The following is a 19,194-nucleotide window of genomic DNA, read 5'->3' as shown; positions in this document are numbered from 1 at the left end:
TCAGACCACCTGGCGCTGTGCCTCGGCCTGTTCAACACAATTGCGGCCATGCGCCTTGGCCCGGTACAGCGCCTGGTCAGCGCGCGCCAGTAGCTCGTCCAGGCTCGGCGCCGGGGTGTCGGCGGCGCAGCCGTCCAGGCCGATGCTCACGGTGATCTGCAGGCGATGGTCGGCGTGCACCACGTGCAGGTCCTGTACGGCCCGGCGCAGGCGTTCGGCAGTGAATTTGGCGCGATCTGGCGCAAGGCCTGGGAGGATCACGACGAACTCCTCGCCGCCCATGCGCGCGAACAGTTCGCCTTCGTGCAACTGGTCTTGTAGGGTGCGGGCGAACTGGCGCAGTACCTGATCACCGATAGCGTGGCCATGCGCGTCGTTGATCGCCTTGAAGTGATCGATATCCAGCATCATCAACGTCAGCGGCAATGCTTGGGCATGTTGCTGGCGGCTGTCGAGCAGTGCATTGGCGCGGCGGGTGAACGCGCTGCGGGTCAGTACCCCGGTCAGGTGGTCGATGGTGGCCTGGTGCGCCAGGCGTGCCATCAGGCTGCGGTTGGCCTGGCTGACGCAGGCCACCACCAGCGGCCCGAGCACCAGCATGGCGATACCTAGGCGCGCCGACATCAGGGTGGTGACCCCGGGTTCGCTCTGCGGCACGCTGAAGTGCATGAGGTTTTGCGCGACTGCGACGATGAGGGTGCTGCCGGCGGTGAGCGTCAGCATCGAGACCAGAAACGGCGGGTAGGTCCAGGCACACCACAGCAGGGCGGCGATCGGGAAGGCAATCGCCCCTGGCCCACCGAAGGCGATGCTGAAGGCCAGCGAGCCAAGCAGCACCAGCAGCGGCGGCAAACGCACTGCTTGGGCGCCACTGCGCACCATTGCCCGCACCGAGGGCGCCGACAGCAGCACCGGTAGCACCAGTACGCCGGTCGAGAACTGTTCACTGAACCAGGCCAGCCAGGTGGCCTGCAGCGATTGCTCGAACCACGGTGCGGCCATCACCGAGGCCAGGCTCGCGGCAACCATTGCGCCAGCGGCGCACGCGGCAAACACACTGAGTACGCCATGCGGGCTGCGCATGCGTCGGTGCAGGCGCGGCACGCGTGACAACAACTGCCACACGGTGAACACCATGCCGAGGTTGCACAGGTTGAACCACAACGCCGGCTTCCAGGCGCTGCCGCACAGCAGGTCGGCCAGCACCATGGCCAGCCACACCAGCATGAAGCCGAGGGCGTTGGCCTGGCGGGGGTAGCGCAACAGCACGCCGACCAATACCGCATTCACCGGCCAGAACAGGGAGAGGGACTCGATGGGGCGTGCCAGGATGCCGCCGAGGGTCAGGGCAAACGTGAGGCAAAGCAGCGCGACATAGGGCAACAAGCGCGATTGGGCTGGAAAAACCATGAACTCGACCGGCAAGCGGAAACGAAATCCAGGACAACGGCTTGAAGCACCTGGGGCAATTACGTGTCAGTGTGTTTCGACAGGGTACTTGATGTCAATCTGCCGCGATCCTGCAAGATAATGCCAAATTGCCGGTATCCCCAGTCGATTTCCTTACAAGCCGAAGAACCACGGGACCATCACCACAGTCACCAGCATCACCAGCAAGGTGAATGGCACGCCGACTTTGACGAAATCACCGAACCGGTATTGCCCCGGGCCCAGCACCAGGGTGTTGACCGGTGACGAAACGGGCGTCATGAACGCAGCCGATGCGGCGAGGGCCACGGTCATGGCGAAGGGGTAGGGCGACATGCCCAGTTGCGTGGCCGTGCTGATTGCCACCGGCGCCATCAGCACGGCAGTGGCGGTGTTGGAAATGAACAGGCCGATCACCGCCGTCACGGCAAACAGGCAGGCAAGAATGGCACTGGGGCCGGCCCCGCCCAGCACACTGACCAGCCCGGTCACGGCCAAGTCGATGCCGCCGGTTTTTTGCAGGGCCTGGGCGAACGGCAGCATGCCGACGATCAGTACCAGGCTCTGCCAATGGATTGCCCGGTAGGCGCTGTTCATGTCGATGCACCGGCCTGCGCCCATCAGCAGGCAGCCGATCAGCGCGGCGATCACATTGGGCACCGCGCCGCTGACCATCAGCCCGACCATCACCGCCAGGCTCAACAAGGCCTGCGGCGCACGCGTGCGGGCCGGGGCGACCTGGTCGATCTCGGCGGGCAAGCTCAGCACCAGAAAGTCGTGCGGTTTGCTCTGCAGTTGACGCACGGCTTTCCAGGGGCCGACCACCAGCAGGGTATCGCCCAGGCGCAGCTTTTCTTCCACCAGTTGCTCTTCGATGGCCACCTGATCGCGGCGCAAGCCGACCACGTTAAGGTCGAAGCGGGTACGGAACGCCAGCTCGAGGACGCTCTTGCCGATCAGCTGCGAGCCGGGTGGCAGCGACACTTCGGCCATGCCCAGTTCCTGCGACTGATCGATGAAGTAGGCTGCCTTGAAATGCAGGGGCTCCAGTTGCATGGTCTGGCACAGGCTGCGCAGGTCGTCGCGGTTGGCGAACAAGTCGAGCAGCAGCACGTCGCCCTGGTGCAACACGGTATTGGAGTCGGCGGTGATCACCCGTGTGGTGAATTTGTGCTGGCGCTCGATGCCGATCACGTTGGCGCCATGCTTTGTACGCAGCTCCAGCTCGCCCAGGGTGTGGCCAATCAGCGGTGAATGCGGGCGGATGCGCAGGCGCCGCTCGCGGCCGCTGAGCTTGTAGTCCAGTACCAGGTCAAGCAACGTGCGGCGGGTTTCTACCCGGCCGTCCTTGCGCACTTCGCCGTTGAGCCAGTGGCGGGTGAGCAGCATGTAGCCGATGCCCAGCACCAGCACCACCAGGCCGAACGGGGTAAAGCTGAAGAAATTGAAGCCCTGTTCGCCATGGCGCACCAGTTCGCTGTGCACCACCACGTTGGGCGGCGTGGCCACCAGGCTGAGCATGCCGCTGATCAGGCCGGCAAAGCTCAGCGGCATCATCAGGCGGCTGGGCGAGAGCTTGAGGCGTGCGGCGATGCTCAGCACCACCGGGATGAAGATCGCCACCACTCCCGTAGAACTCATCACCGACCCCAGGCCCGCCACCGCCACCATCAGCAGTATCAGCAAGCGCGCTTCACTGTTGCCCGCGCGTTCGCTCATCCATTCGCCGATGCGGTAGGCAATGCCGGTGCGTACCAGGCCTTCGCCGATCACGAACAGGGCAGCGATCAGTACCACGTTGGGGTCGCTGAAACCGGCCAGTGCCTGCTCCACCGTGAGGATGCCCGATAACGGCAGGGCGAGGATCACCATGAGGGCGACCACGTCCATGCGCGGGCGGTTGATGATGAAGAGGACGACGACGATGGCCAGCAGGCCGAGGACCCAGAGCAGCTCGTGGTTCATGGGGAGGGGGTGTTCCTTCACACAGGGGCACGGTAGACATTAGCAGCCAGTGTGCCAGCTTGGGATGAAGGGTGTGTTGATGTGTTGCAGGGTTTAAGACGCAAAAGGGGCCGCTATGCGGCCCCTGTTTATCGCCTGGATCAGTGACGGTGACGGTGGTGCTTCTTGCCGTTGTTGTCGCCCATGTGGTTACCGATGGCACCACCGGCCGCGCCACCCAGGCCGGCACCAATGGTGGAGCCGGCAGAACCGCCGACTTTGCCACCGAGCAGCGAACCGCCCGCAGAGCCCAGGCCACCGCCGATGGCAGCCTCGGTGCGGTTGCCCTTGCGAGCGCCTACCGCACTGCCGGCAGCGCCGCCGACACCGGCGCCGATGGCAGCACCTGTGCTGCCGCCGATCTGTTGGCCGACAACGTTACCCAGTACACCACCCAGGCCACCGCCAATGGCGGCGGTACCGTCACCGGCGAAAGCGCCCTGGCACAGCAGCAGGCCGAGGGCAAGGGAAGGCAGAGTCAGACGCATGGTACGAACCTCAAAAGGAATCATCAGGTTAAGGTGCCGCGCAGCGGGCGGCGGGTCAGGGTTGCAAAGACGCTTCAGCGGTAGTAGCGGTCACCGCGGTATTGACGGTCGTCGTCATCGTCACGGTCATGCCGATGATGGTGGCCATGGCCACGGTCGCGATCACGCCAGCCATCGTCGTCGTCATGGTAGCGATGGCTGTGGCAGCCAGCAGTCAGCAGGATGGCGGCAATCAGCGAAAAGCTTGCAAGGCGGGTCATCACGATATAGGTCCTTGATCCGCAAAGGTTTACGGGACACTTCCTCAGACTGGGATCGATCCATTTGGTTTCCTGGGCGGGCAAAAAATTGTCCTGCCAGCGATGAGTGGCGTGCTTGCCGGCTGCTGTTCTGTCTCGCTCGGTCATGGCCGAGCCGGCCGTCGGCACCTAGACTGCACGGTAAGCCGCAGCCAAGACGGCAAACTGCCACACGGTGAATCACGATGATCGCCCACACCCCCACGCTGTTCGCCGCGGTCGCCCTGGTAGCGACCATTCTGGCTTTCTGCCTGCTGCTGGTCGGCCGCAGCAACCGCCGCGACAACCTGCTGCTTACCGGCTGCGGGCTGCTGGTGCATGCCTTGGCGTATGTCTGCTACACCGTTTACACGCAAGCGCCGCTGTGGCTCAGCTATGGCCTGGGCAACAGCTTGCTGTCACTGGCCCTGGCGTTTTATTCGGCCAGCTTGTTCCGGGTGCGTGAGCAAGTGATCCCGTGGCGGCTGATCTTCATCATCCCGGCGTGCATGCTGGTCGGGCTGATGCTGCTGCTCGACACCCTCGAACCACGCATGTTGCTGGCGACGCTGGTGCTGATGCTGCAGTGCTCGATGATCCTGTACTGGGCCAGGCGGTACGTCGAGCGGCCAGGCAGGGCGCACCTGCTGCTGCAGATCGGTGCGCTGATCAGCCTGGTCGGGTTGGGCATGCGCGCCGTGGCGGTGGCCAATGGCACGGCGGTGGAAATGCGCTATGACACCAGCAACCTCAAACAGAGCATTTCGGTGGCGATCGGCACAGTCACGGTGATGATGTATTCCATTGGCCTGGTCTTGATGGCCAAGGAGCGTAGCGAATCGCGCTTGCAGCACCTGGCCTTGCGCGATGTGTTGACCGGCACCTACAACCGCCGGGCGATCCTTGAACGCTTCGGCGTCGAGTTGGACCGCGCCCGCGAGGCGCAGAGCAGCCTGGCCGTGGCCATGATCGATATCGATCATTTCAAGCGGATCAACGACCTGTATGGGCACTTGGCGGGTGACGAGGTGTTGTGCCATTGCGTGCGTCAGTTGCAGCAGCGTTTGCGCCAGGGGGACAGCCTCGGGCGCTATGGCGGTGAAGAATTCCTGCTGCTGTTGCCAGGTACCGACAGAAGCGGGGCGATGGCCGCGCTGCAGGGTTTGCGGGAAGCGATTGCCAACAGCCCCGCGCGTTTTGCCGGTGATGAGATCGAGCTGCGTTTCAGTGTCGGGCTGTGGTGCGGTGTGCCGGGGCCCAGGGACAGCACATCAAGCCTGCTGGCGCAGGCGGATGCAGCGCTTTATCAGGCCAAGGCCGCCGGGCGCAACACCGTGCACATGGCGGCCTTGGTGCAGGTCAGTTGATTCAGCTGGCCGGGTGGATCGCCAACACAACCCCATTGGTGATCTGCACCAGCACGTAGTGCTCGCCCATGCGTACCCAATGGCTTTCCTTTTCTGGGGTGGGCAGGCCTTTGGCCTTCCAGTCTTTTACCGTCTGATCATCGCGCTTGTATTGGTCGGGGGCCTTGTCACCCACCTTGAGTTCACGGTTGTGGGTTTCTGGCCCCGTAATGCTTTCTTCGGCGGACGGGGCGGCAGAAGCGGCCAACGGCAGGCAGGGCAGGGCGGCGAGCAGCAGGGCGGGTATCAGGTGATGCTTTTTCATCGCGGTTTCCTTGTGACGGCATGTTCCTACTGCGACAGCAGCATGCGCCCGACAATTCACTCGCGGTGCCCGCCAATGCTAGAGTCGCCTTCTTTTTTGCCCTGAGGATTGAACATGCGAGCGATTCTGCCGATGGCCGCAGTACTGATGCTGGTCGGTTGCGCTTCCGCGACCATGGAAACGGCACGTGGCGGCAAGCCGACCGCGCAGCTCGATTCGCACAAGGCGCCAGAGCTGGTCGCCCAATGCATTCAGTTCAGCTGGCAGGAAGAGGCGGTGTTCGGGGACGATGCCAGTGGCTACCTGGAGCCGCGCAAACAGGGTGGTTTCACCGTGTATACCCGCGAGGCCGAGGCGTTCGTGGACGTTTATCCGCAGGCGGGTGGGGCGCGGGTCGATTACTACGCGCAAAAAAATGACGGCGTGGCGCTGCAGCGGCGTGCTGCTGCGGCGACGTGCCTGTAATAAAACAGTACGAGCAGACAAGGACGTCAACCATGGACCGATCGCTGCAACTCAACCGCACCAGCTGGGACGAACGCGCCCCCTTGCACGCTGCCTCGAAAGACTATGAGGTCGAGCTGCTGGTCGAACGCCCCGCGCATCTTTCCGAAACCGTTCGTTTCGACTTGCCGCTGCTGGGCGATATCCACGGGCTCAAGGCCGTCCACCTGCAGTGCCACATCGGCACCGATACCCTGTCGCTCGCGCGCCTTGGCGCGCAGGTTTGTGGTCTGGATTTTTCCGCGGCTTCGCTGGCGCAGGCGCGGGCGTTGGCCGAACGCTGCGCAGCGCCAATCGCGTATGTGGAGTCAGATGTCTACGCCGCCGACCAGGTGCTGCCAGCGGGGACGTTCGACCTGGTCTACACCGGCATCGGCGCGCTCTGCTGGCTGCCTCGCATCGAGCCGTGGGCGCGCGCTGTGGCGGCCTTGTTGAGACCGGGTGGGCGGCTGTTCCTGCGCGATGGCCACCCGATGCTGATGGCCGTCAACGAAGACCACCAGGACCGCCTGTTGATCGAGTATCCGTACTTCGAGCACGAAACCCCGACGGTGTGGCACACCGACCAGACGTACGTCGAAACCGACCAGCGCCTCGTCCATACCGAGACCCATGAGTGGAACCACGGCCTGGGCGAGGTTATCAGTGCCTTGCTGGCGCACGGGCTGCAACTGACCGGCCTGGTCGAGCACCCGAGCATCCCTTGGGAAGCGCTGCCTGGGCAGATGGACAAGGGCGCCGACGGCGAGTGGCGTTTGCGCCACCAGCCGTCACGCCTGCCCTTGAGCTACACCTTGCAGGCGATCAAGGCCTGATCAGGACAAGTAACCACCGTCGACGTTGAGTGCGGTGCCGGTGGTGTAGCTGGAGGCGTCGCTGGCCAGGTACAGCACCGCGCCGGCCATTTCCTTGGGGTCGGCCACGCGCTTGAGCGGGATTTGCTGCAGGGCGGCGTTGAGGATGGCCTCGTTCTTCACCAGTGCCGAGGCGAACTTGGTATCGGTCAGGCCGGGTAGCAGGGCGTTGCAGCGGATGCCGAATGGCGCGCATTCCTTGGCGAAGACCTTGGTCATGTTGATCACCGCAGCCTTGGTCACCGAATAGATGCCTTGGAAGTGCCCAGGCGAAACACCGTTGATCGACGCCACGTTGATGATGCTGCCGCCGCCGTGTTCGCGCATCAGCTTGCCGGCTTCCACCGACATGAAAAAGTAGCCGCGGATATTGACGTCGACGGTCTTCTGGAAGGCGAGCAGGTCGGTGTCCAGCACGTTGCCGAACTGCGGGTTGGTGGCCGCGTTGTTGACCAGGATATCCAGGCGCCCGAACTGTTCGCGTATCCCCGCGAACACCTGCTGGATCTGCTCCATTTCGCCGATATGGCAGGCCACTGCGGTGGCCTTGCCCCCGGCGGCGATGATCGCGTCGGCAACGTGCTGGCAGCCGTCCAGTTTGCGGCTGGAGACAATGACATGGGCGCCCTGCTGCGCCAGCAGATGGGCAATGGCCTCGCCGATGCCGCGGCTGGCGCCGGAAACGAAGGCGATCTTGCCGTCAAGGTCGAACAAGTGGGTCTTGGACATGCTGTTTTCCTTGTTATCTGTCGTCAGAGCGTGGAGGTGCGGGTCACCTGCAAGGCCATCTGCTCCAGCAGCCGGTTCATGTGGATGAACTGGGCGAAGCGTTTGTCCTGGGTTTGGCCGTGGTAGTAGCGGTAGTAGATCTGCTGGACGATGCCGGCGAGGCGGAACAGGCCATAGCAATAGTAGTAATCGAAGTTGTCGAGGCGAATGCCGGCGCGCTCGGCGTAGTAGTCGACGAACTGTCGGCGGGTGAGCATGCCGGGCGCGTTACTGGGTTGGCGGCGCATCAGTTGCACGGGCGCCGGGTCTGCTGCCTCGATCCAGTAGGCCAGGCTGTTGCCCAGGTCCATCAGTGGGTCACCGAGGGTGGCCATCTCCCAATCCAGCACACCGATGATGCGCATCGGGTTGTCGGCATCGAGTATCACGTTATCGAAGCGGTAGTCGTTGTGGACGATGCCGGGGCGTGGGTGGTCGGCGGGCATCTTGTCGTGCAGCCAGGCAATCACGTGCTCCCAGCGCGGGGCATCCTCGGTGATGGCTTTAGCGTAGCGGCTGGTCCACCCCTCGATCTGGCGTTGCACATAGCCTTCCGGCTTGCCCAGGTCGGCCAGGCCGCAGGCTTGGTAGTCGACCTGATGCAGCTCGACCAGGCGGTCGATGAAGCTTTTGCACAGGGCTTCGGTACTGGCTGCGTCGAGCTTGAGTTCAGCCGGGATGTCCGAGCGCAGGATGATGCCGTTGACCCGCTCCATCACATAGAACTCGCCGCCGATCAGGGTCTCGTCGGTGCAGTGCACGTACGCCTTGGGGCAGTAAGGGAAGCCACTGTTGAGCTGATTAAGGATGCGAAATTCACGGCCCATGTCGTGGGCCGACTTGGCCTTCTGCCCGAATGGCGGGCGGCGCAGCACAAAATCTCGGCCGGGGTAGGTGACCAGGTAGGTGAGGTTGGAGGCCCCGCCGGGGAACTGGCTGATGCTCGGCGAGCCTTCGAGGCCGGGAATATGGGCCTTGAGATAAGGGTCGATGACGGCCGCGTCGAGTTCTTCGCCGGGGCGGACCTGGGTGGACTGATCGGTGAGCGTCATGCGTTTTCCTTATTTTCGTTCGCAACAACTATTGGCTAATCTAATGGCCTGCCGGCGTTGGAACAAGCGTGCCAGCCGTCATATAGGTGAGGGTGTTGCTGATGGATCAATCGCCTTGATGTGATCGGGCAAAAAAAAACCGAAGCCGGTCAGGCTTCGGTTTTTTGATCAATCGGCGTGCCCATCACTCAGGACGGGAACAGCTCGCTGAGTTTCATCGACAGCATCATGTCGCCTTCGACGCGCAGCTTGCCACCCATGAAGGCCTGCATGCCGTCGGTCTCGCCACTGACGATACCCTTGAGGGTCTCGCTGTCCAGCACCAGGGTGCAGTTGGCGTCTGGGTTTTCGCCTTCTTGGATGTCACACGTACCGTCCTTGATGATCAGGGCGTACTTTTTGTCTTCGTCGGTGATGTCGAAGCTGAACACCAGGTCCAGGCCTGCGGCAGCGGCTGGATTGAACTTTGCTTTCATCGCTTCGACGGCTTTAGCTACATCGCTCATGGCGTAATCCTTATTAAGTTATATTCGCGTCCGCAGGGACACAACAAGCCGGGCTCATCGGTAGGTGACAAGCTCCGGCGCCCTCAACAGCTGCACGTGGGCTTGGCTGTTGAAGGAGGCCAGTGCCACGTCGCGGCCCCGAAACTTCAGTTGGCTGAGCGACGTGTTGATGATCTGCCAGTTCAGCGCGAAGGCTTGGCTGGGGGTAATGCCGGTAACCAGATGGAGCAGGGCCGCAATGGTGCCGCCGGAGGTGAAGATGGCGATGTTGTCGCCACTGCCCGCGCCTTCGAGCACACGTTGCAGGCCACGCTGGACGCGCGCGGTGAAGGCCTGCCAGGTCTCCAGGCCATCGTCGGCAGGATGATCGCCCGCGTGCCAGCGCTGCACCATCAGCGCGAACAGGCGCTGGAATTCGCTGCGATGCTGCGCGCCATTGCGCAGGATGTGCAGGGCATCGGGTTCTTGCGCCAGCAGGCCGGGCAGCAGGGCACGGATCACGCCATCGGCATCGAACTCATTGAATGCCGCATCGGTCTCAACAGCCGGAACCGGGCAGCCTGTGGCGTGCAAGGCCTCCAGGGCCAGGCGTGCGGTGTCCTGCTGGCGGCGCAGGTCGCCGGCCACGCAACGATCCAGCTGCACGCCGAGCAGGGCCAGGTGTTCACCCAGGGCTTGGCTCTGACGCACACCGATGGTCGAGAGGACGTCGTAGTCCTCGGCACCGAAGGAGGCTTGGCCATGTCGGATCAGGTAGAGGTTGCCCACGGAGGTATCCGGCCTGTTGGAGGTTGCTGCGAGGTTAGGATGTGCCACACAGGCTGTCAACGAAAAAACATACAAGCGTTTGAAAAGGTTGTTTGAACTGTGTTGCCAGCGTTTACACCGGCTGGCAGCGCCTCAGGCGCACCGGTATGCTTGCAGCAGTTACGCGCCGAACTGGCGCTGGTCTATGAAGGAGTCAACGTGGAGTTTCTTGCCGAATACGCAAGCTTTCTCGCCAAAACCGCCACCTTGGTGATTGCCATCCTGGTAGTGCTGTCGGCCATCGCCGGTTTGCGCGGTAAAGGGCGGCGCAAACCGGGCGGGCAATTGCAGGTCACCCGCCTCAATGAGTTCTATAAAGAGCTGCGTGAGCGCTTGGAGTCGGGCCTGCTCGACAAGGCCCAGCTCAAGTCCCTGCGCAAACAGCAGGCCAAGGCGGAAAAACAGCAGAAAAAAGGCAAGGCCGAAGAAAAGGGCCGAGTTTTCGTGCTCGATTTCGATGGCGACATCAAGGCCTCGGCCACTGAGAGCCTGCGCAACGAAATCACCGCGCTGCTGACCCTCGCCACCCCGCAGGACGAAGTGGTGCTGCGCCTGGAGAGTGGCGGCGGCCTGGTACACAGCTACGGCCTAGCGGCTTCGCAGCTGGCGCGTATTCGCCAGGCGGGCATCCCGTTGACCGTGTGCATCGACAAGGTGGCGGCCAGCGGCGGCTACATGATGGCCTGCATTGGCGAGAAGATCGTCAGCGCGCCATTTGCCGTGCTGGGTTCGATTGGTGTGGTGGCGCAACTGCCTAACGTCAATCGCCTGTTGAAGAAGCATGACATCGATTTCGAAGTGCTCACGGCGGGCGAATACAAGCGCACCCTCACCGTGTTCGGCGAAAACACCGAAAAGGGCAGGGAGAAATTCCAGGAAGACCTGGACATCACCCACCAGCTGTTCAAAGACTTTGTCTCGCGCTATCGCCCGCAGTTGCACATCGACGAAGTGGCCACCGGCGAAGTCTGGCTGGGCGTGGCGGCTCTCAACCGCAAGCTGGTTGACGAGCTGCAGACCAGCGACGAGTACCTCAGTGACCGCGCCCGCAACGCCAACCTGTTCCACCTGCACTACGCCGAACGCAAGAGCCTGCAGGAGCGTATCGGCATGGCTGCCAGCGGCACGGTGGAGAACACCGTGGTGGGGCTTTGGAGCAAACTCGGCCGCTTGCGCTAACACCTTGAACCCCTTGAAATTTTTTTATGTTCAGGGGGTTGCAAGGTTTGATGATTGAAGACATAATGGCGCCCATCGAAACGCAGCGAACTTTGAAAAAGGTTCAGTGTTTCAAGGAGATAGCAAAGCGCAAGCAGCTAGATCCGACTTTGAGGCCGAGTAGCAAAGTGGTTATGCTCCGGATTGCAAATCCGTCTACGCCGGTTCGATTCCGACCTCGGCCTCCATTATTCGAAAGCCCCGCAGATTAACGTCTGCGGGGTTTTTCTTTGTGGGGCGGAAAATACAGAATCCCCTTGGGGCGTGACGCCTAAGCTCAGCATGGTCTTGGGCTTTTCCGTTTTTAGCGACAGGGTTATTTTCAAGGTGTACCGACTGTTGCGATTCACAAAAAAGAAACTCTCCAGAGCGCTGCGAAAGTGGTTCGTCTACCTCGCTGTTGCAGGTGTCGCGGGTCATTCCAGCCGATTGTTCGACCACCTTTCCTTGTGGAAACCCTGGCGTTTAGCTAAGGGCGTTGCTGCTTACCTCATTGCCTTTTGATGGCGTTTCATACTGATCGGGCTACAGCAGCATGAAGCGGTATGTCAGGGTACAAATTTATAAGTAGCGCTTCCGACCCTGGAGGAGTATTGATGGCTTCCCGGCGCAATGTCGGAGGGAGTCACCTCAATGGATCGCAAGCCAAGCAATCAGGAAGTCGCTGTGGCGATCGGCATTAGCGAAGCGGAAGTCATTCGGTACAGAAGCGAGACGTTGTTGCTCGGCGATGGGTCATGGCTCATCCACTTCACATTCTTGATGCCCAAAGAGCTTCGGTTCGGCCTGACCGGGAGCTTTACCCACATCTTGAAAGCGGCGCCGCCGGCCGGTGACCGGCGAGTGGAGGCCCTGTAAAGGTAGTCTCTGGTGGCAAGGGCAGGGGATTTCGCCCATTCTGTGGCCGATGCAGCGTATAGTGACAAACGAGTTGCTGCATTTCAGTGACTCCTCTATCGAGGTTCAGTCATGAATGCCTCCCATCAGTCCCCCACGCACAAAGCCCATCTGCGGCTAGACGAGCAGATCAAAGCATTCCTTTCTAAGGGCGGAGCCATCCAGGAAGTGGCGTCTGGCATTGGTGCATCCGATCGTGTCGGCCCCAAGCTGCCATCGGCGAGGTGGCCCAGCTCCAAAGTCGTCAGATAAGGCGAATGGGGTCGCACAGCGACCCCAATGACGGCTGAAGAAGCGTTATTGAGGTGGGTAGCGTGCCAAGTCCGCTTCCAGCTTTTCAGCGTCGCCTACCCGCTTGCGCACTTCGGCGTAAAACTGCTGGCTTTGGTTCTGAAACCGAATGTAGTCGCGGTCGCACGCTTCTTGCGCAGCCGTGAGTTCGTGGCCGGCAAGCCCCTGGGTGGATTGGCGTGACAGGATGTAGGCCTGCCAGCAGTTCTCTACTTTGAGCAACCCGCGAGCGAACGCTTTTGTCTCGATTGTCGCCATTGGAGCACCCTCTTTGTGCCGAAAATCGGCACGTCGGTGTGAATCGCCAGAGCGACGATGGGCAATGTGTGGAAAAGCCGAATACCCGAGTATCGGATAGTGGAGCTTAGTGCGTTTTGAAGGGGGCGCTCGTTGGTCAGCCGGTCGGGCGATGCAATAGAAAAGAAAAGCCCGCCTACAAGGGGCGGGCTAAAAGAACGTACGGAGCAAGGCCAGTGTGCCGCCCCTATTGTCGGTAATACGTGAAGCGGGGGTCATTAAGCTGTCGTTTTGGTGTGGGTAGGGTTCAATTCTGGGGGGTATATGGGCTGCGAAGTGTAAGGCGTTGGAGCTTCTGCGCTTATAAGATCGAGCGCCGCCCGCGCGGCGCTCGATCTCAAACGCGCTAAAAATCTCAAGCCAGGCCCTTCGCCCTGCTATCAAAAAATCACCGCCCAAAAAAAGCCCGCCATGAACAGGCGGGCAAATAACGTTTGAAGGGAGAGCCTGCAGATTGCGCCCGCTCCGTTAACTCAGCATTAAGCCGCAACCCATTGACCTCGCCCCCTGTTCAGCCTATACAAGCCTCCCGCCATTCCAGGAGCCCGCCCCGCATGCGCGACGAAGACGATCTGCACGAGCCCGAGCATGACCACCTGCTCGACCACGAATTCCTTTACGACGGCATCGACCTCGAGGCAGACGCCCAAGGCGCCGAAGACCCTGTCGAGGAGGATGAGGAAACGCTGGATGACCTCGATGATGAGGAGCGTGATCACCCGGCCTGGTTCGACGACTGCGAAGACGCGTGAGTCAGCGACGGTCCAGCGAGAAGCGGCCGGGGCCACTCACGGCCAGCAACAGCAAGCCGCCAATGATGCTCAGGTTTTTCAGGAACTGGGTCATGTTGGCGCTGCGCTCGGGGTCGACCATGTTCCAGAACGGGTGGCCGATCAATGCGGTGCCCAGCACGAACAGTGCAAACAGGAAGGCCAGCGGGCGCGTGTAGAACCCCAGAATCAGCACGATGCCGACGAAAAACTCCATGATCACCGCAACGGCCGCGGCAACTGAAGGGGCGGGGGCGCCGAGGGAGGTCATGTAGCTGACCGTGCCTTCAAAGCCGGTCAACTTGGCCCACCCGGACACAACAAACAGAATCATCAGCAGAATGCGGGCAACCAGGATGATGACGTCGCGTTGACCATCGAACAGGGAGTAGCGCATGGCGGCATACCAGTGGACGGGGACAAGCTCCACTCTAGCAGTTGCACCGGGGATTTCCGCTGGGCAGCAAAAAGGCGCCACCAGGGCGCCTTTTTAGAAGGAATTTGGTGCGAGTGGCGGGACTCGAACCCGCAAGGCTCACGCCGACAGATTTTAAGTCTGCTGTGTATACCAATTCCACCACACTCGCACTTGAATGGGCCTTGACGACCGACGGGCTTCTAAGCAGATGTATCTAAGTAGAAAGCGCGTTGCATTCAAGCGCGCTTTATAACCCATTGTTATAGTTGCGTCAACCGCAGCACCTATGATCAAGGGAAGACAGCCCTCATCCGTGGCCGCAATGCCTGTACTCGTCGACCGAGAACGCTGACAATCAGTTGCCACAAGGGCGGCTGCAGAGGACACTCCTGATCACGCCCAATTCCTCCCCGCTGTGCCTGTGGAGTTTGCATGGTTTCAGCTGACTGTCTCGAACACCCTGTCATGCCCGCGCACCGCTACGAACAGCTGGTTCAGTCGGTGGTGGACTACGCCATCTACATGCTCGACCCGACGGGGCATGTGGTGTCGTGGAACGCTGGCGCCGAACGCATCAAGGGCTACCGGGCCGATGAAGTGATCGGCCAGCATTTCTCGTTATTCTTCACCCCCCAGGATTGCGCGCAAGGGCGCCCCGAGCGCTTGCTGCGCCAGGCGCTCGAGCAAGGCGTGGCGCAGGATGAGGGGTGGCGCGTGCGCAAGGACGGCTCGCAATTCTGGGCGCTGGCCGCGCTAGATGTGATTCGCGATGACCTTGGGCAGATCATTGGGCTGGCCAAGGTCACCCGGGACATTACCGACCGGCGCGAATCGGCACTGCAGCTCGACGCTGTGCGTGCGCAGCTGTTCCAGGCGCAGAAGCTCGAAGCGCTCGGCCAGCTGACCGGTGGGCTGGCGCATGATTTCAACAACATGCTCACGATCATCCTGAGTTCCGCCCGGCTGGCCCTGGCCTCCCACGACCCGGAGCGCATCCAGCGCATGTTGCATCACATCGTCGAGGCCGGCGAACGGGGCACCGAGCTGACCCAACAACTGCTCAGCTTTGCCCGCCACCGCAAACTGGATGTCACGCGCATCGCGCCCCTGGAATTGATCGCTGCCACGCGTGGCTTGCTCGAGCATTCGCTGACAAGTGAAATCGACCTGCAACACCATTTGCCCGCGAGTCTGCCCGCCATCGAAGTCGATGCCGGGCAGTTGCAGATGGTGCTGCTCAATTTGCTGTTCAATGCCCGTGACGCCATCGAGGGTAAAGGCAGCATTGGCCTGGCGGTCGATGTTGTCGAATTGGTTGGGGATGTGGAAGGGTTGCAGGGCCGTTATGTGTGCTTCGAGGTGCAGGACAGCGGTAGCGGGATTGCTCCCGACGTACTGCCACGTATCTTCGAGCCGTTTTTCACCACCAAGGCCTTCGGCAAGGGCACCGGCCTTGGCCTGAGCCAGGTTTATGGCTTTGCCAAGCAGAGCAATGGCGCCATCAGCGTCGACAGCGTGCCTGGCCAAGGCACGTGCATGCGTCTCTATTTGCCCGCGTGTGACCCATAAGCGGATCGCCAATTCTACAGGTACACACCATGGCACAAGCACTCAAGCGGCTGGTGACGGGGATCGAAGGGCTCGATGCCCTGCTCAAGGGCGGACTGGTCACGGGCGCGTCCTACATCATTCAAGGCCCGCCTGGCGCGGGCAAAACCATCCTCGCCAATCAGTTGGCCTGTGGCCACGTACAGGGTGGCGGCAGAGTATTGGTAGCGACGTTGCTCAGTGAATCGCACGAGCGGCTGTTCCAGTACCTTGGGACGCTGGCGTTTTTTGATCCGACGCTGGTGGGTGACCAGATTCAATTTGTCAGTGCCTTCGATACCTTGGAGCAGGAAGGGCTCGATGCCGTGGTCAAGCTGCTGCGCCAGGAAATCAACCGGCAGCAGGCCAGCTTGCTGATCGTCGATGGGGTGCTCAATGCCCGCGTGCGCGCCGAAACGACCCTGGACACCAAGAAATTCGTGTCGGAACTGCAAGGCCACGCGGCCTTTGCCGGCTGCACCCTGCTGTTGTTGACCAGCGCCCGGCTGGACGAGGGTAGCCCGGAGCACACCATGGTCGATGGTGTGCTCGAACTGGGCGAGCAGTTGGTGGGCAGCCGTGCCGTGCGCCATATTCAACTGCGCAAGACGCGTGGTAGCGCAGCCCTGTCGGGGCGCCATGAATGCTTGATCGATGAAGCGGGCATGCATGTTTTTCCACGTCTGGAATCGCTGTTCAGCCACCCCAGCCACCTGGGCAACGCCAGCCTGAGCCGTGTTTCTTCGGGCATTCCGAGCCTGGATGAAATGCTCGACGGCGGGCTGGCCACAGGCTCGGTCAGCCTCATCATGGGGCCCTCCGGTATCGGCAAGACGTCCCTGGGCCTGGCCTTCCTTAGCGCGTGCACGAAAGAAGCCCCTGGTGTGCATTTTGGCTTCTACGAAACGCCCGAACGCCTGCGCCTCAAGGCGCTATCGCTTGGCTACGATTTTGCCGCTCTGGAACGCGAAGGTGCGCTGCAGCTGTGCTGGCAGCCCACCACGGAGGGTTTGCTGGACCAGGTTGGTGCGCGCTTGCTTGAGCGTATCGAGGCACTAGGCAGCAAGCGTGTGGTGATCGACAGCCTGGGCGCCTTCAGCCGCCTGGCAATCGACCCGACTCGGCTCAACGCGTTTTTCCGCGCATTGACCGGCGAGTTGCGGGCACGAGACGTCAGTGTGCTGCTGACCTGGGAGATGCGTGACATGTTCGGGTCGGAAATCATGGCCCCGGCACCGGACCTGTCGAGCATCGTCGACAACTTGATGCTGATGCGTTTCGTCGAACTGGATTCCCAGCTGCGGCGCATGCTGTCGATTCTCAAGGTGCGTGACAGCCACCATGACCCCGCGCTGCACGAGCTGTTGCTCGGCCCGCAGGGCATTACCTTGCGCAAGGCCTTCGAGGGCGCCAGCGGCGTGCTCTCCGGGACGCCGGTGCAGCAAGGCGGCGGGTGACGGGGCGGCTGATGAACACCATTCTGATCGTCGATGACGAATACCTGATCGCCGACATCCTCGGCTTTGCCCTGGAGGATGAAGGTTATCTGGTGGAAAAGGCGAGCAATGGCCTGAAGGCGCTGGAAGCACTGAAGGAAAAACGCGTCGAGCTGGTGATCACCGACTACATGATGCCATTGCTCAATGGTGAAGAGCTGGCACGCAGGATGCGCGATGAGCTGCAGCTAAGCGACTTGCCGGTCATCCTCATGAGCGGCGCGCAGGCCAGCCAAGGATGCCCGGAGCTGTTCGCCGCGGTGTTCGACAAGCCCTTCGATATGGACAGGATGATCGCCAAGGTGCGCGAACTGCTGGGCACCTGAGGCGCAGGTCGATCAAGCGCGTCCGTGCGGCTTGAGGCAGTGCTGCTCAGTGCGAGTCGTCGTGTTTTTCCGGGGCTGGGTTGCCAGCCTGGATACGCTTGAAGATCTCTTCGCGGTGCACCTGAACATCTTTCGGTGCATCGATGCCAATCCTCACCTGCATCCCTTTGACGCCCAGAATGGTGACTTTGATGTCATCGTTGATGACGATGCTTTCGCCAACCTTACGGGTGAGTATCAGCATGTAGTTCTCCTTGGTAATGTTGAAATCCGTCGGGCTAATTGCCGCGGCGGTGGGAGCCAGTCCCTCTTCCTTCTCATTAAAGACGCTTTCGGCGGATAGGAATTCCCCGACAGACAAATTCTGTTGCGTATCTTCAGGTGCAGGCGCCGGTAACTGCCGCAAGCGGTGTCCCGGCGAAGGTGCTCGGTGGCAAGAATAGGGGGGTTCAGCCCGGATGGGAAATTTCTCTGCATCATGGCCTAAATAGACAGTGTCAATGATCGTCCTGTTCCTCCAGCGCCTGTAGAAATAACAACAGCGCCACTTCTTCTGGATCCAGGCCTTTGCGATTACGTTTGCGGGGCAAGCTGGCCAGGCGGCCGAGGGCAAAGTGTTCCAGCACGGCTGGGTGGATGTAGCAGCGCCGGCATACCGCCGGGGTATTGCCCAGGCGCGTGGCGACCTGCTTGACGATGGCAGCGACCTGGCGTTTCGCTTCGGTTTCCGGCTCCCAGGCCAGCGGCCTTAGCAGGTTCAGCGCAAGGCTGCTGCCAGCCCAGGTGCGGTAGTCTTTGGCGGTAAAGTCAGCGCCAGTAAGCGCCTGCAAGAACTGGTTGATATCGCTGGAACCGATGCTGTGGCGTTGCCCCTCTTCGTCGAGGTACTGGAACAGCGCTTGGCCCGGCAGCTCCATGCAGCGCTTGAGTAGGTTGGCCAGGCGCCTGTCGTGCAAGGTGACATCGTGCTCGACGCCGCGCTTGCCACGGAACTGGAAGCGGATGGTGCCGCCTTGCACCTTGACGTGACGGTTGCGCAGCGTGGTCAACCCGTATGACTGGTTGTCACGCAGGTAACGCTGGTTGCCGATGCGGATCAGGGTGTGGTCCAGCAGGCTGACGACCAGTGCCATCACCTTTTCCCGGTCCAGGCCCGGTCTGGCCAGGTGGGTCTCCAGTTGCGAGCGCAATTTCGGCAGTGCCTGGGCAAATGCCAACATGCGCCCGTATTTGTGCTGGTCGCGCAGTTCGCGCCATTGCTCATGGTAGCGGTACTGCTTGCGGCCACGGGCGTCGCGGCCGGTGGCTTGCAGATGGCCTTGCGGGTCAGCGCAGATCCACACATCGCTATAGGCCGGAGGGATCACCAGTGCGGCAATGCGTGCGAGGGTGTCGGCGTCGCGAACCCGCTGCCCCTCGGTGTCCAGGTAGATGAAGCGGTCGCGCCAGCGCCGTCGGCTCAAGCCAGGTTGGCTGTCGTCAACGTAATGCAGGGTGCGGGGCAGGGGGCAGTCGAGCATTGGCGGCAGGCCTC

23 protein-coding genes and 2 tRNA genes are annotated in these 19,194 nt (G+C 61.6%); 11 read left to right on the top strand and 14 right to left on the bottom strand.

What is annotated here, in order from left to right; all coding sequences use genetic code 11:
* The 4 genes from D886_RS0104200 to D886_RS0104185 all read right to left on the bottom strand — a co-directional run bounded on the left by D886_RS0104200 (nucleotide 1) and on the right by D886_RS0104185 (nucleotide 4,180).
* Nucleotides 1-1,425, bottom strand: coding sequence for a GGDEF domain-containing protein (locus D886_RS0104200; protein ID WP_027592701.1), 1,425 nt, complete (start codon nucleotides 1,423-1,425; stop codon nucleotides 1-3).
* A gap of 138 nt (nucleotides 1,426-1,563) precedes the next feature.
* Entirely contained in the window at nucleotides 1,564-3,393 is a 1,830-nt protein-coding gene (locus D886_RS0104195; protein WP_027592700.1) for an SLC13 family permease, read from the bottom strand.
* 140 nt (nucleotides 3,394-3,533) lie between these two features.
* On the bottom strand, nucleotides 3,534-3,920 hold the full coding sequence (locus D886_RS0104190; protein ID WP_027592699.1) for a glycine zipper domain-containing protein: 387 nt from the start codon (nucleotides 3,918-3,920) through the stop codon (nucleotides 3,534-3,536).
* Between the two features lie 74 nt (nucleotides 3,921-3,994).
* Nucleotides 3,995-4,180, bottom strand: a complete 186-nt coding sequence (locus D886_RS0104185; RefSeq protein WP_027592698.1) for a hypothetical protein — start codon at nucleotides 4,178-4,180, stop codon at nucleotides 3,995-3,997.
* Nucleotides 4,181-4,404: 224 nt separating this feature from the next.
* On the opposite strand from D886_RS0104185, the gene D886_RS0104180 reads away from it, so the two are divergent.
* Entirely contained in the window at nucleotides 4,405-5,565 is a 1,161-nt protein-coding gene (locus tag D886_RS0104180) for a GGDEF domain-containing protein (protein WP_027592697.1), read from the top strand.
* 1 nt (nucleotide 5,566) lies between these two features.
* Here the strand turns inward: D886_RS0104180 and D886_RS0104175 are convergent, their stop codons facing one another.
* Nucleotides 5,567-5,869 (bottom strand): RcnB family protein, encoded by a 303-nt coding sequence (locus D886_RS0104175; protein ID WP_027592696.1) that lies wholly within the window; start codon nucleotides 5,867-5,869, stop codon nucleotides 5,567-5,569.
* Between the two features lie 114 nt (nucleotides 5,870-5,983).
* On the opposite strand from D886_RS0104175, the gene D886_RS0104170 reads away from it, so the two are divergent.
* The gene (locus tag D886_RS0104170; protein ID WP_027592695.1) at nucleotides 5,984-6,334 is read left to right on the top strand and encodes a hypothetical protein; all 351 of its coding nucleotides are present in this window, start codon (nucleotides 5,984-5,986) and stop codon (nucleotides 6,332-6,334) included.
* A 32-nt stretch (nucleotides 6,335-6,366) separates the two neighbouring features.
* Nucleotides 6,367-7,188, top strand: a complete 822-nt coding sequence (locus D886_RS0104165) for a bifunctional 2-polyprenyl-6-hydroxyphenol methylase/3-demethylubiquinol 3-O-methyltransferase UbiG (protein ID WP_027592694.1) — start codon at nucleotides 6,367-6,369, stop codon at nucleotides 7,186-7,188.
* Here D886_RS0104165 and D886_RS0104160 read toward each other — a convergent pair whose 3' ends face one another.
* The 4 genes from D886_RS0104160 to D886_RS0104145 form a co-directional block, all read right to left on the bottom strand.
* The gene (locus D886_RS0104160; protein WP_027592693.1) at nucleotides 7,189-7,956 is read right to left on the bottom strand and encodes an SDR family oxidoreductase; all 768 of its coding nucleotides are present in this window, start codon (nucleotides 7,954-7,956) and stop codon (nucleotides 7,189-7,191) included.
* Between the two features lie 23 nt (nucleotides 7,957-7,979).
* Nucleotides 7,980-9,047: a phosphotransferase family protein gene (locus tag D886_RS0104155; RefSeq protein WP_027592692.1), complete on the bottom strand. Its 1,068-nt coding sequence runs from the start codon at nucleotides 9,045-9,047 to the stop codon at nucleotides 7,980-7,982.
* A 188-nt stretch (nucleotides 9,048-9,235) separates the two neighbouring features.
* A complete protein-coding gene (locus tag D886_RS0104150; RefSeq protein WP_027592691.1) occupies nucleotides 9,236-9,553 on the bottom strand; it encodes an SCP2 sterol-binding domain-containing protein in 318 nt (105 codons plus the stop codon).
* 54 nt (nucleotides 9,554-9,607) lie between these two features.
* On the bottom strand, nucleotides 9,608-10,321 hold the full coding sequence (locus tag D886_RS0104145; RefSeq protein WP_027592690.1) for a histidine phosphatase family protein: 714 nt from the start codon (nucleotides 10,319-10,321) through the stop codon (nucleotides 9,608-9,610).
* A 198-nt stretch (nucleotides 10,322-10,519) separates the two neighbouring features.
* On the opposite strand from D886_RS0104145, the gene sohB reads away from it, so the two are divergent.
* The 4 genes from sohB to D886_RS28725 all read left to right on the top strand — a co-directional run bounded on the left by sohB (nucleotide 10,520) and on the right by D886_RS28725 (nucleotide 12,727).
* A complete protein-coding gene (gene sohB, locus D886_RS0104140; protein WP_027592689.1) occupies nucleotides 10,520-11,539 on the top strand; it encodes a protease SohB in 1,020 nt (339 codons plus the stop codon).
* 153 nt (nucleotides 11,540-11,692) lie between these two features.
* Nucleotides 11,693-11,766 (top strand) — tRNA-Cys (locus tag D886_RS0104135).
* 445 nt (nucleotides 11,767-12,211) lie between these two features.
* Complete coding sequence (locus tag D886_RS0104130) at nucleotides 12,212-12,436, top strand: hypothetical protein (RefSeq protein WP_027592688.1); 225 nt, start codon at nucleotides 12,212-12,214, stop codon at nucleotides 12,434-12,436.
* 111 nt (nucleotides 12,437-12,547) lie between these two features.
* On the top strand, nucleotides 12,548-12,727 hold the full coding sequence (locus tag D886_RS28725; RefSeq protein WP_369124820.1) for a hypothetical protein: 180 nt from the start codon (nucleotides 12,548-12,550) through the stop codon (nucleotides 12,725-12,727).
* 45 nt (nucleotides 12,728-12,772) lie between these two features.
* On the opposite strand, the gene D886_RS0104125 is transcribed toward D886_RS28725, so the two are convergent.
* The gene (locus tag D886_RS0104125; RefSeq protein WP_027592687.1) at nucleotides 12,773-13,024 is read right to left on the bottom strand and encodes a hypothetical protein; all 252 of its coding nucleotides are present in this window, start codon (nucleotides 13,022-13,024) and stop codon (nucleotides 12,773-12,775) included.
* Between the two features lie 593 nt (nucleotides 13,025-13,617).
* Between D886_RS0104125 and D886_RS0104120 the strand changes: the two genes are divergently transcribed.
* Nucleotides 13,618-13,815: a hypothetical protein gene (locus tag D886_RS0104120; protein ID WP_027592686.1), complete on the top strand. Its 198-nt coding sequence runs from the start codon at nucleotides 13,618-13,620 to the stop codon at nucleotides 13,813-13,815.
* Between the two features lies 1 nt (nucleotide 13,816).
* Here the strand turns inward: D886_RS0104120 and D886_RS0104115 are convergent, their stop codons facing one another.
* Nucleotides 13,817-14,230 carry a DoxX family protein gene (locus tag D886_RS0104115; protein ID WP_027592685.1) on the bottom strand — a complete coding sequence of 138 codons (414 nt, stop codon included), beginning with the start codon at nucleotides 14,228-14,230 and terminating at the stop codon, nucleotides 13,817-13,819.
* A 105-nt stretch (nucleotides 14,231-14,335) separates the two neighbouring features.
* Nucleotides 14,336-14,420, bottom strand: a tRNA-Leu gene (locus tag D886_RS0104110).
* Nucleotides 14,421-14,683: 263 nt separating this feature from the next.
* Between D886_RS0104110 and D886_RS0104105 the strand changes: the two genes are divergently transcribed.
* From D886_RS0104105 to D886_RS0104095, 3 genes are read left to right on the top strand one after another with little or no spacing between them, the layout of a single operon-like run.
* A complete protein-coding gene (locus D886_RS0104105; RefSeq protein WP_027592684.1) occupies nucleotides 14,684-15,820 on the top strand; it encodes a nitrogen regulation protein NR(II) in 1,137 nt (378 codons plus the stop codon).
* Between the two features lie 29 nt (nucleotides 15,821-15,849).
* On the top strand, nucleotides 15,850-17,295 hold the full coding sequence (locus D886_RS0104100) for an ATPase domain-containing protein (protein ID WP_027592683.1): 1,446 nt from the start codon (nucleotides 15,850-15,852) through the stop codon (nucleotides 17,293-17,295).
* A gap of 11 nt (nucleotides 17,296-17,306) precedes the next feature.
* Nucleotides 17,307-17,660, top strand: coding sequence for a response regulator (locus D886_RS0104095; protein WP_027592682.1), 354 nt, complete (start codon nucleotides 17,307-17,309; stop codon nucleotides 17,658-17,660).
* Between the two features lie 46 nt (nucleotides 17,661-17,706).
* Here the strand turns inward: D886_RS0104095 and csrA are convergent, their stop codons facing one another.
* The gene (gene csrA / locus D886_RS0104090; protein WP_023381281.1) at nucleotides 17,707-17,904 is read right to left on the bottom strand and encodes a carbon storage regulator CsrA; all 198 of its coding nucleotides are present in this window, start codon (nucleotides 17,902-17,904) and stop codon (nucleotides 17,707-17,709) included.
* Between the two features lie 253 nt (nucleotides 17,905-18,157).
* Nucleotides 18,158-19,180 carry a DNA topoisomerase IB gene (locus D886_RS0104085; protein ID WP_027592681.1) on the bottom strand — a complete coding sequence of 341 codons (1,023 nt, stop codon included), beginning with the start codon at nucleotides 19,178-19,180 and terminating at the stop codon, nucleotides 18,158-18,160.
* Nucleotides 19,181-19,194 lie beyond the last annotated feature (14 nt).

The organism is Pseudomonas sp. LAIL14HWK12:I7 (genome assembly GCF_000483465.1).
GTDB classification, from domain to species: Bacteria; Pseudomonadota; Gammaproteobacteria; order Pseudomonadales; family Pseudomonadaceae; genus Aquipseudomonas; species Aquipseudomonas kermanshahensis.
Note: the sequence above shows the minus strand (reverse complement) of the source record. Positions and strands in the feature narration are given on the sequence as shown.

Bases quoted from the DNA above. Each gene is read 5' to 3' on its own strand.
- D886_RS0104175 (WP_027592696.1), bottom strand. From the start codon at position 5,869: ATGAAAAAGCATCACCTGATACCCGCCCTGCTGCTCGCCGCCCTGCCC.
- D886_RS0104190 (WP_027592699.1), bottom strand. From the start codon at position 3,920: ATGCGTCTGACTCTGCCTTCCCTTGCCCTCGGCCTGCTGCTGTGCCAG.
- D886_RS0104125 (WP_027592687.1), bottom strand. From the start codon at position 13,024: ATGGCGACAATCGAGACAAAAGCGTTCGCTCGCGGGTTGCTCAAAGTA.
- D886_RS0104195 (WP_027592700.1), bottom strand. From the start codon at position 3,393: ATGAACCACGAGCTGCTCTGGGTCCTCGGCCTGCTGGCCATCGTCGTC.
- D886_RS0104100 (WP_027592683.1), top strand. From the start codon at position 15,850: ATGGCACAAGCACTCAAGCGGCTGGTGACGGGGATCGAAGGGCTCGAT.
- D886_RS0104150 (WP_027592691.1), bottom strand. From the start codon at position 9,553: ATGAGCGATGTAGCTAAAGCCGTCGAAGCGATGAAAGCAAAGTTCAAT.
- D886_RS28725 (WP_369124820.1), top strand. From the start codon at position 12,548: ATGAATGCCTCCCATCAGTCCCCCACGCACAAAGCCCATCTGCGGCTA.
- D886_RS0104170 (WP_027592695.1), top strand. From the start codon at position 5,984: ATGCGAGCGATTCTGCCGATGGCCGCAGTACTGATGCTGGTCGGTTGC.
- D886_RS0104105 (WP_027592684.1), top strand. From the start codon at position 14,684: ATGGTTTCAGCTGACTGTCTCGAACACCCTGTCATGCCCGCGCACCGC.
- D886_RS0104160 (WP_027592693.1), bottom strand. From the start codon at position 7,956: ATGTCCAAGACCCACTTGTTCGACCTTGACGGCAAGATCGCCTTCGTT.
- D886_RS0104180 (WP_027592697.1), top strand. From the start codon at position 4,405: ATGATCGCCCACACCCCCACGCTGTTCGCCGCGGTCGCCCTGGTAGCG.
- D886_RS0104120 (WP_027592686.1), top strand. From the start codon at position 13,618: ATGCGCGACGAAGACGATCTGCACGAGCCCGAGCATGACCACCTGCTC.
- csrA (WP_023381281.1), bottom strand. From the start codon at position 17,904: ATGCTGATACTCACCCGTAAGGTTGGCGAAAGCATCGTCATCAACGAT.
- D886_RS0104115 (WP_027592685.1), bottom strand. From the start codon at position 14,230: ATGCGCTACTCCCTGTTCGATGGTCAACGCGACGTCATCATCCTGGTT.
- D886_RS0104155 (WP_027592692.1), bottom strand. From the start codon at position 9,047: ATGACGCTCACCGATCAGTCCACCCAGGTCCGCCCCGGCGAAGAACTC.
- D886_RS0104165 (WP_027592694.1), top strand. From the start codon at position 6,367: ATGGACCGATCGCTGCAACTCAACCGCACCAGCTGGGACGAACGCGCC.
- D886_RS0104085 (WP_027592681.1), bottom strand. From the start codon at position 19,180: ATGCTCGACTGCCCCCTGCCCCGCACCCTGCATTACGTTGACGACAGC.
- D886_RS0104095 (WP_027592682.1), top strand. From the start codon at position 17,307: ATGAACACCATTCTGATCGTCGATGACGAATACCTGATCGCCGACATC.
- D886_RS0104185 (WP_027592698.1), bottom strand. From the start codon at position 4,180: ATGACCCGCCTTGCAAGCTTTTCGCTGATTGCCGCCATCCTGCTGACT.
- D886_RS0104130 (WP_027592688.1), top strand. From the start codon at position 12,212: ATGGATCGCAAGCCAAGCAATCAGGAAGTCGCTGTGGCGATCGGCATT.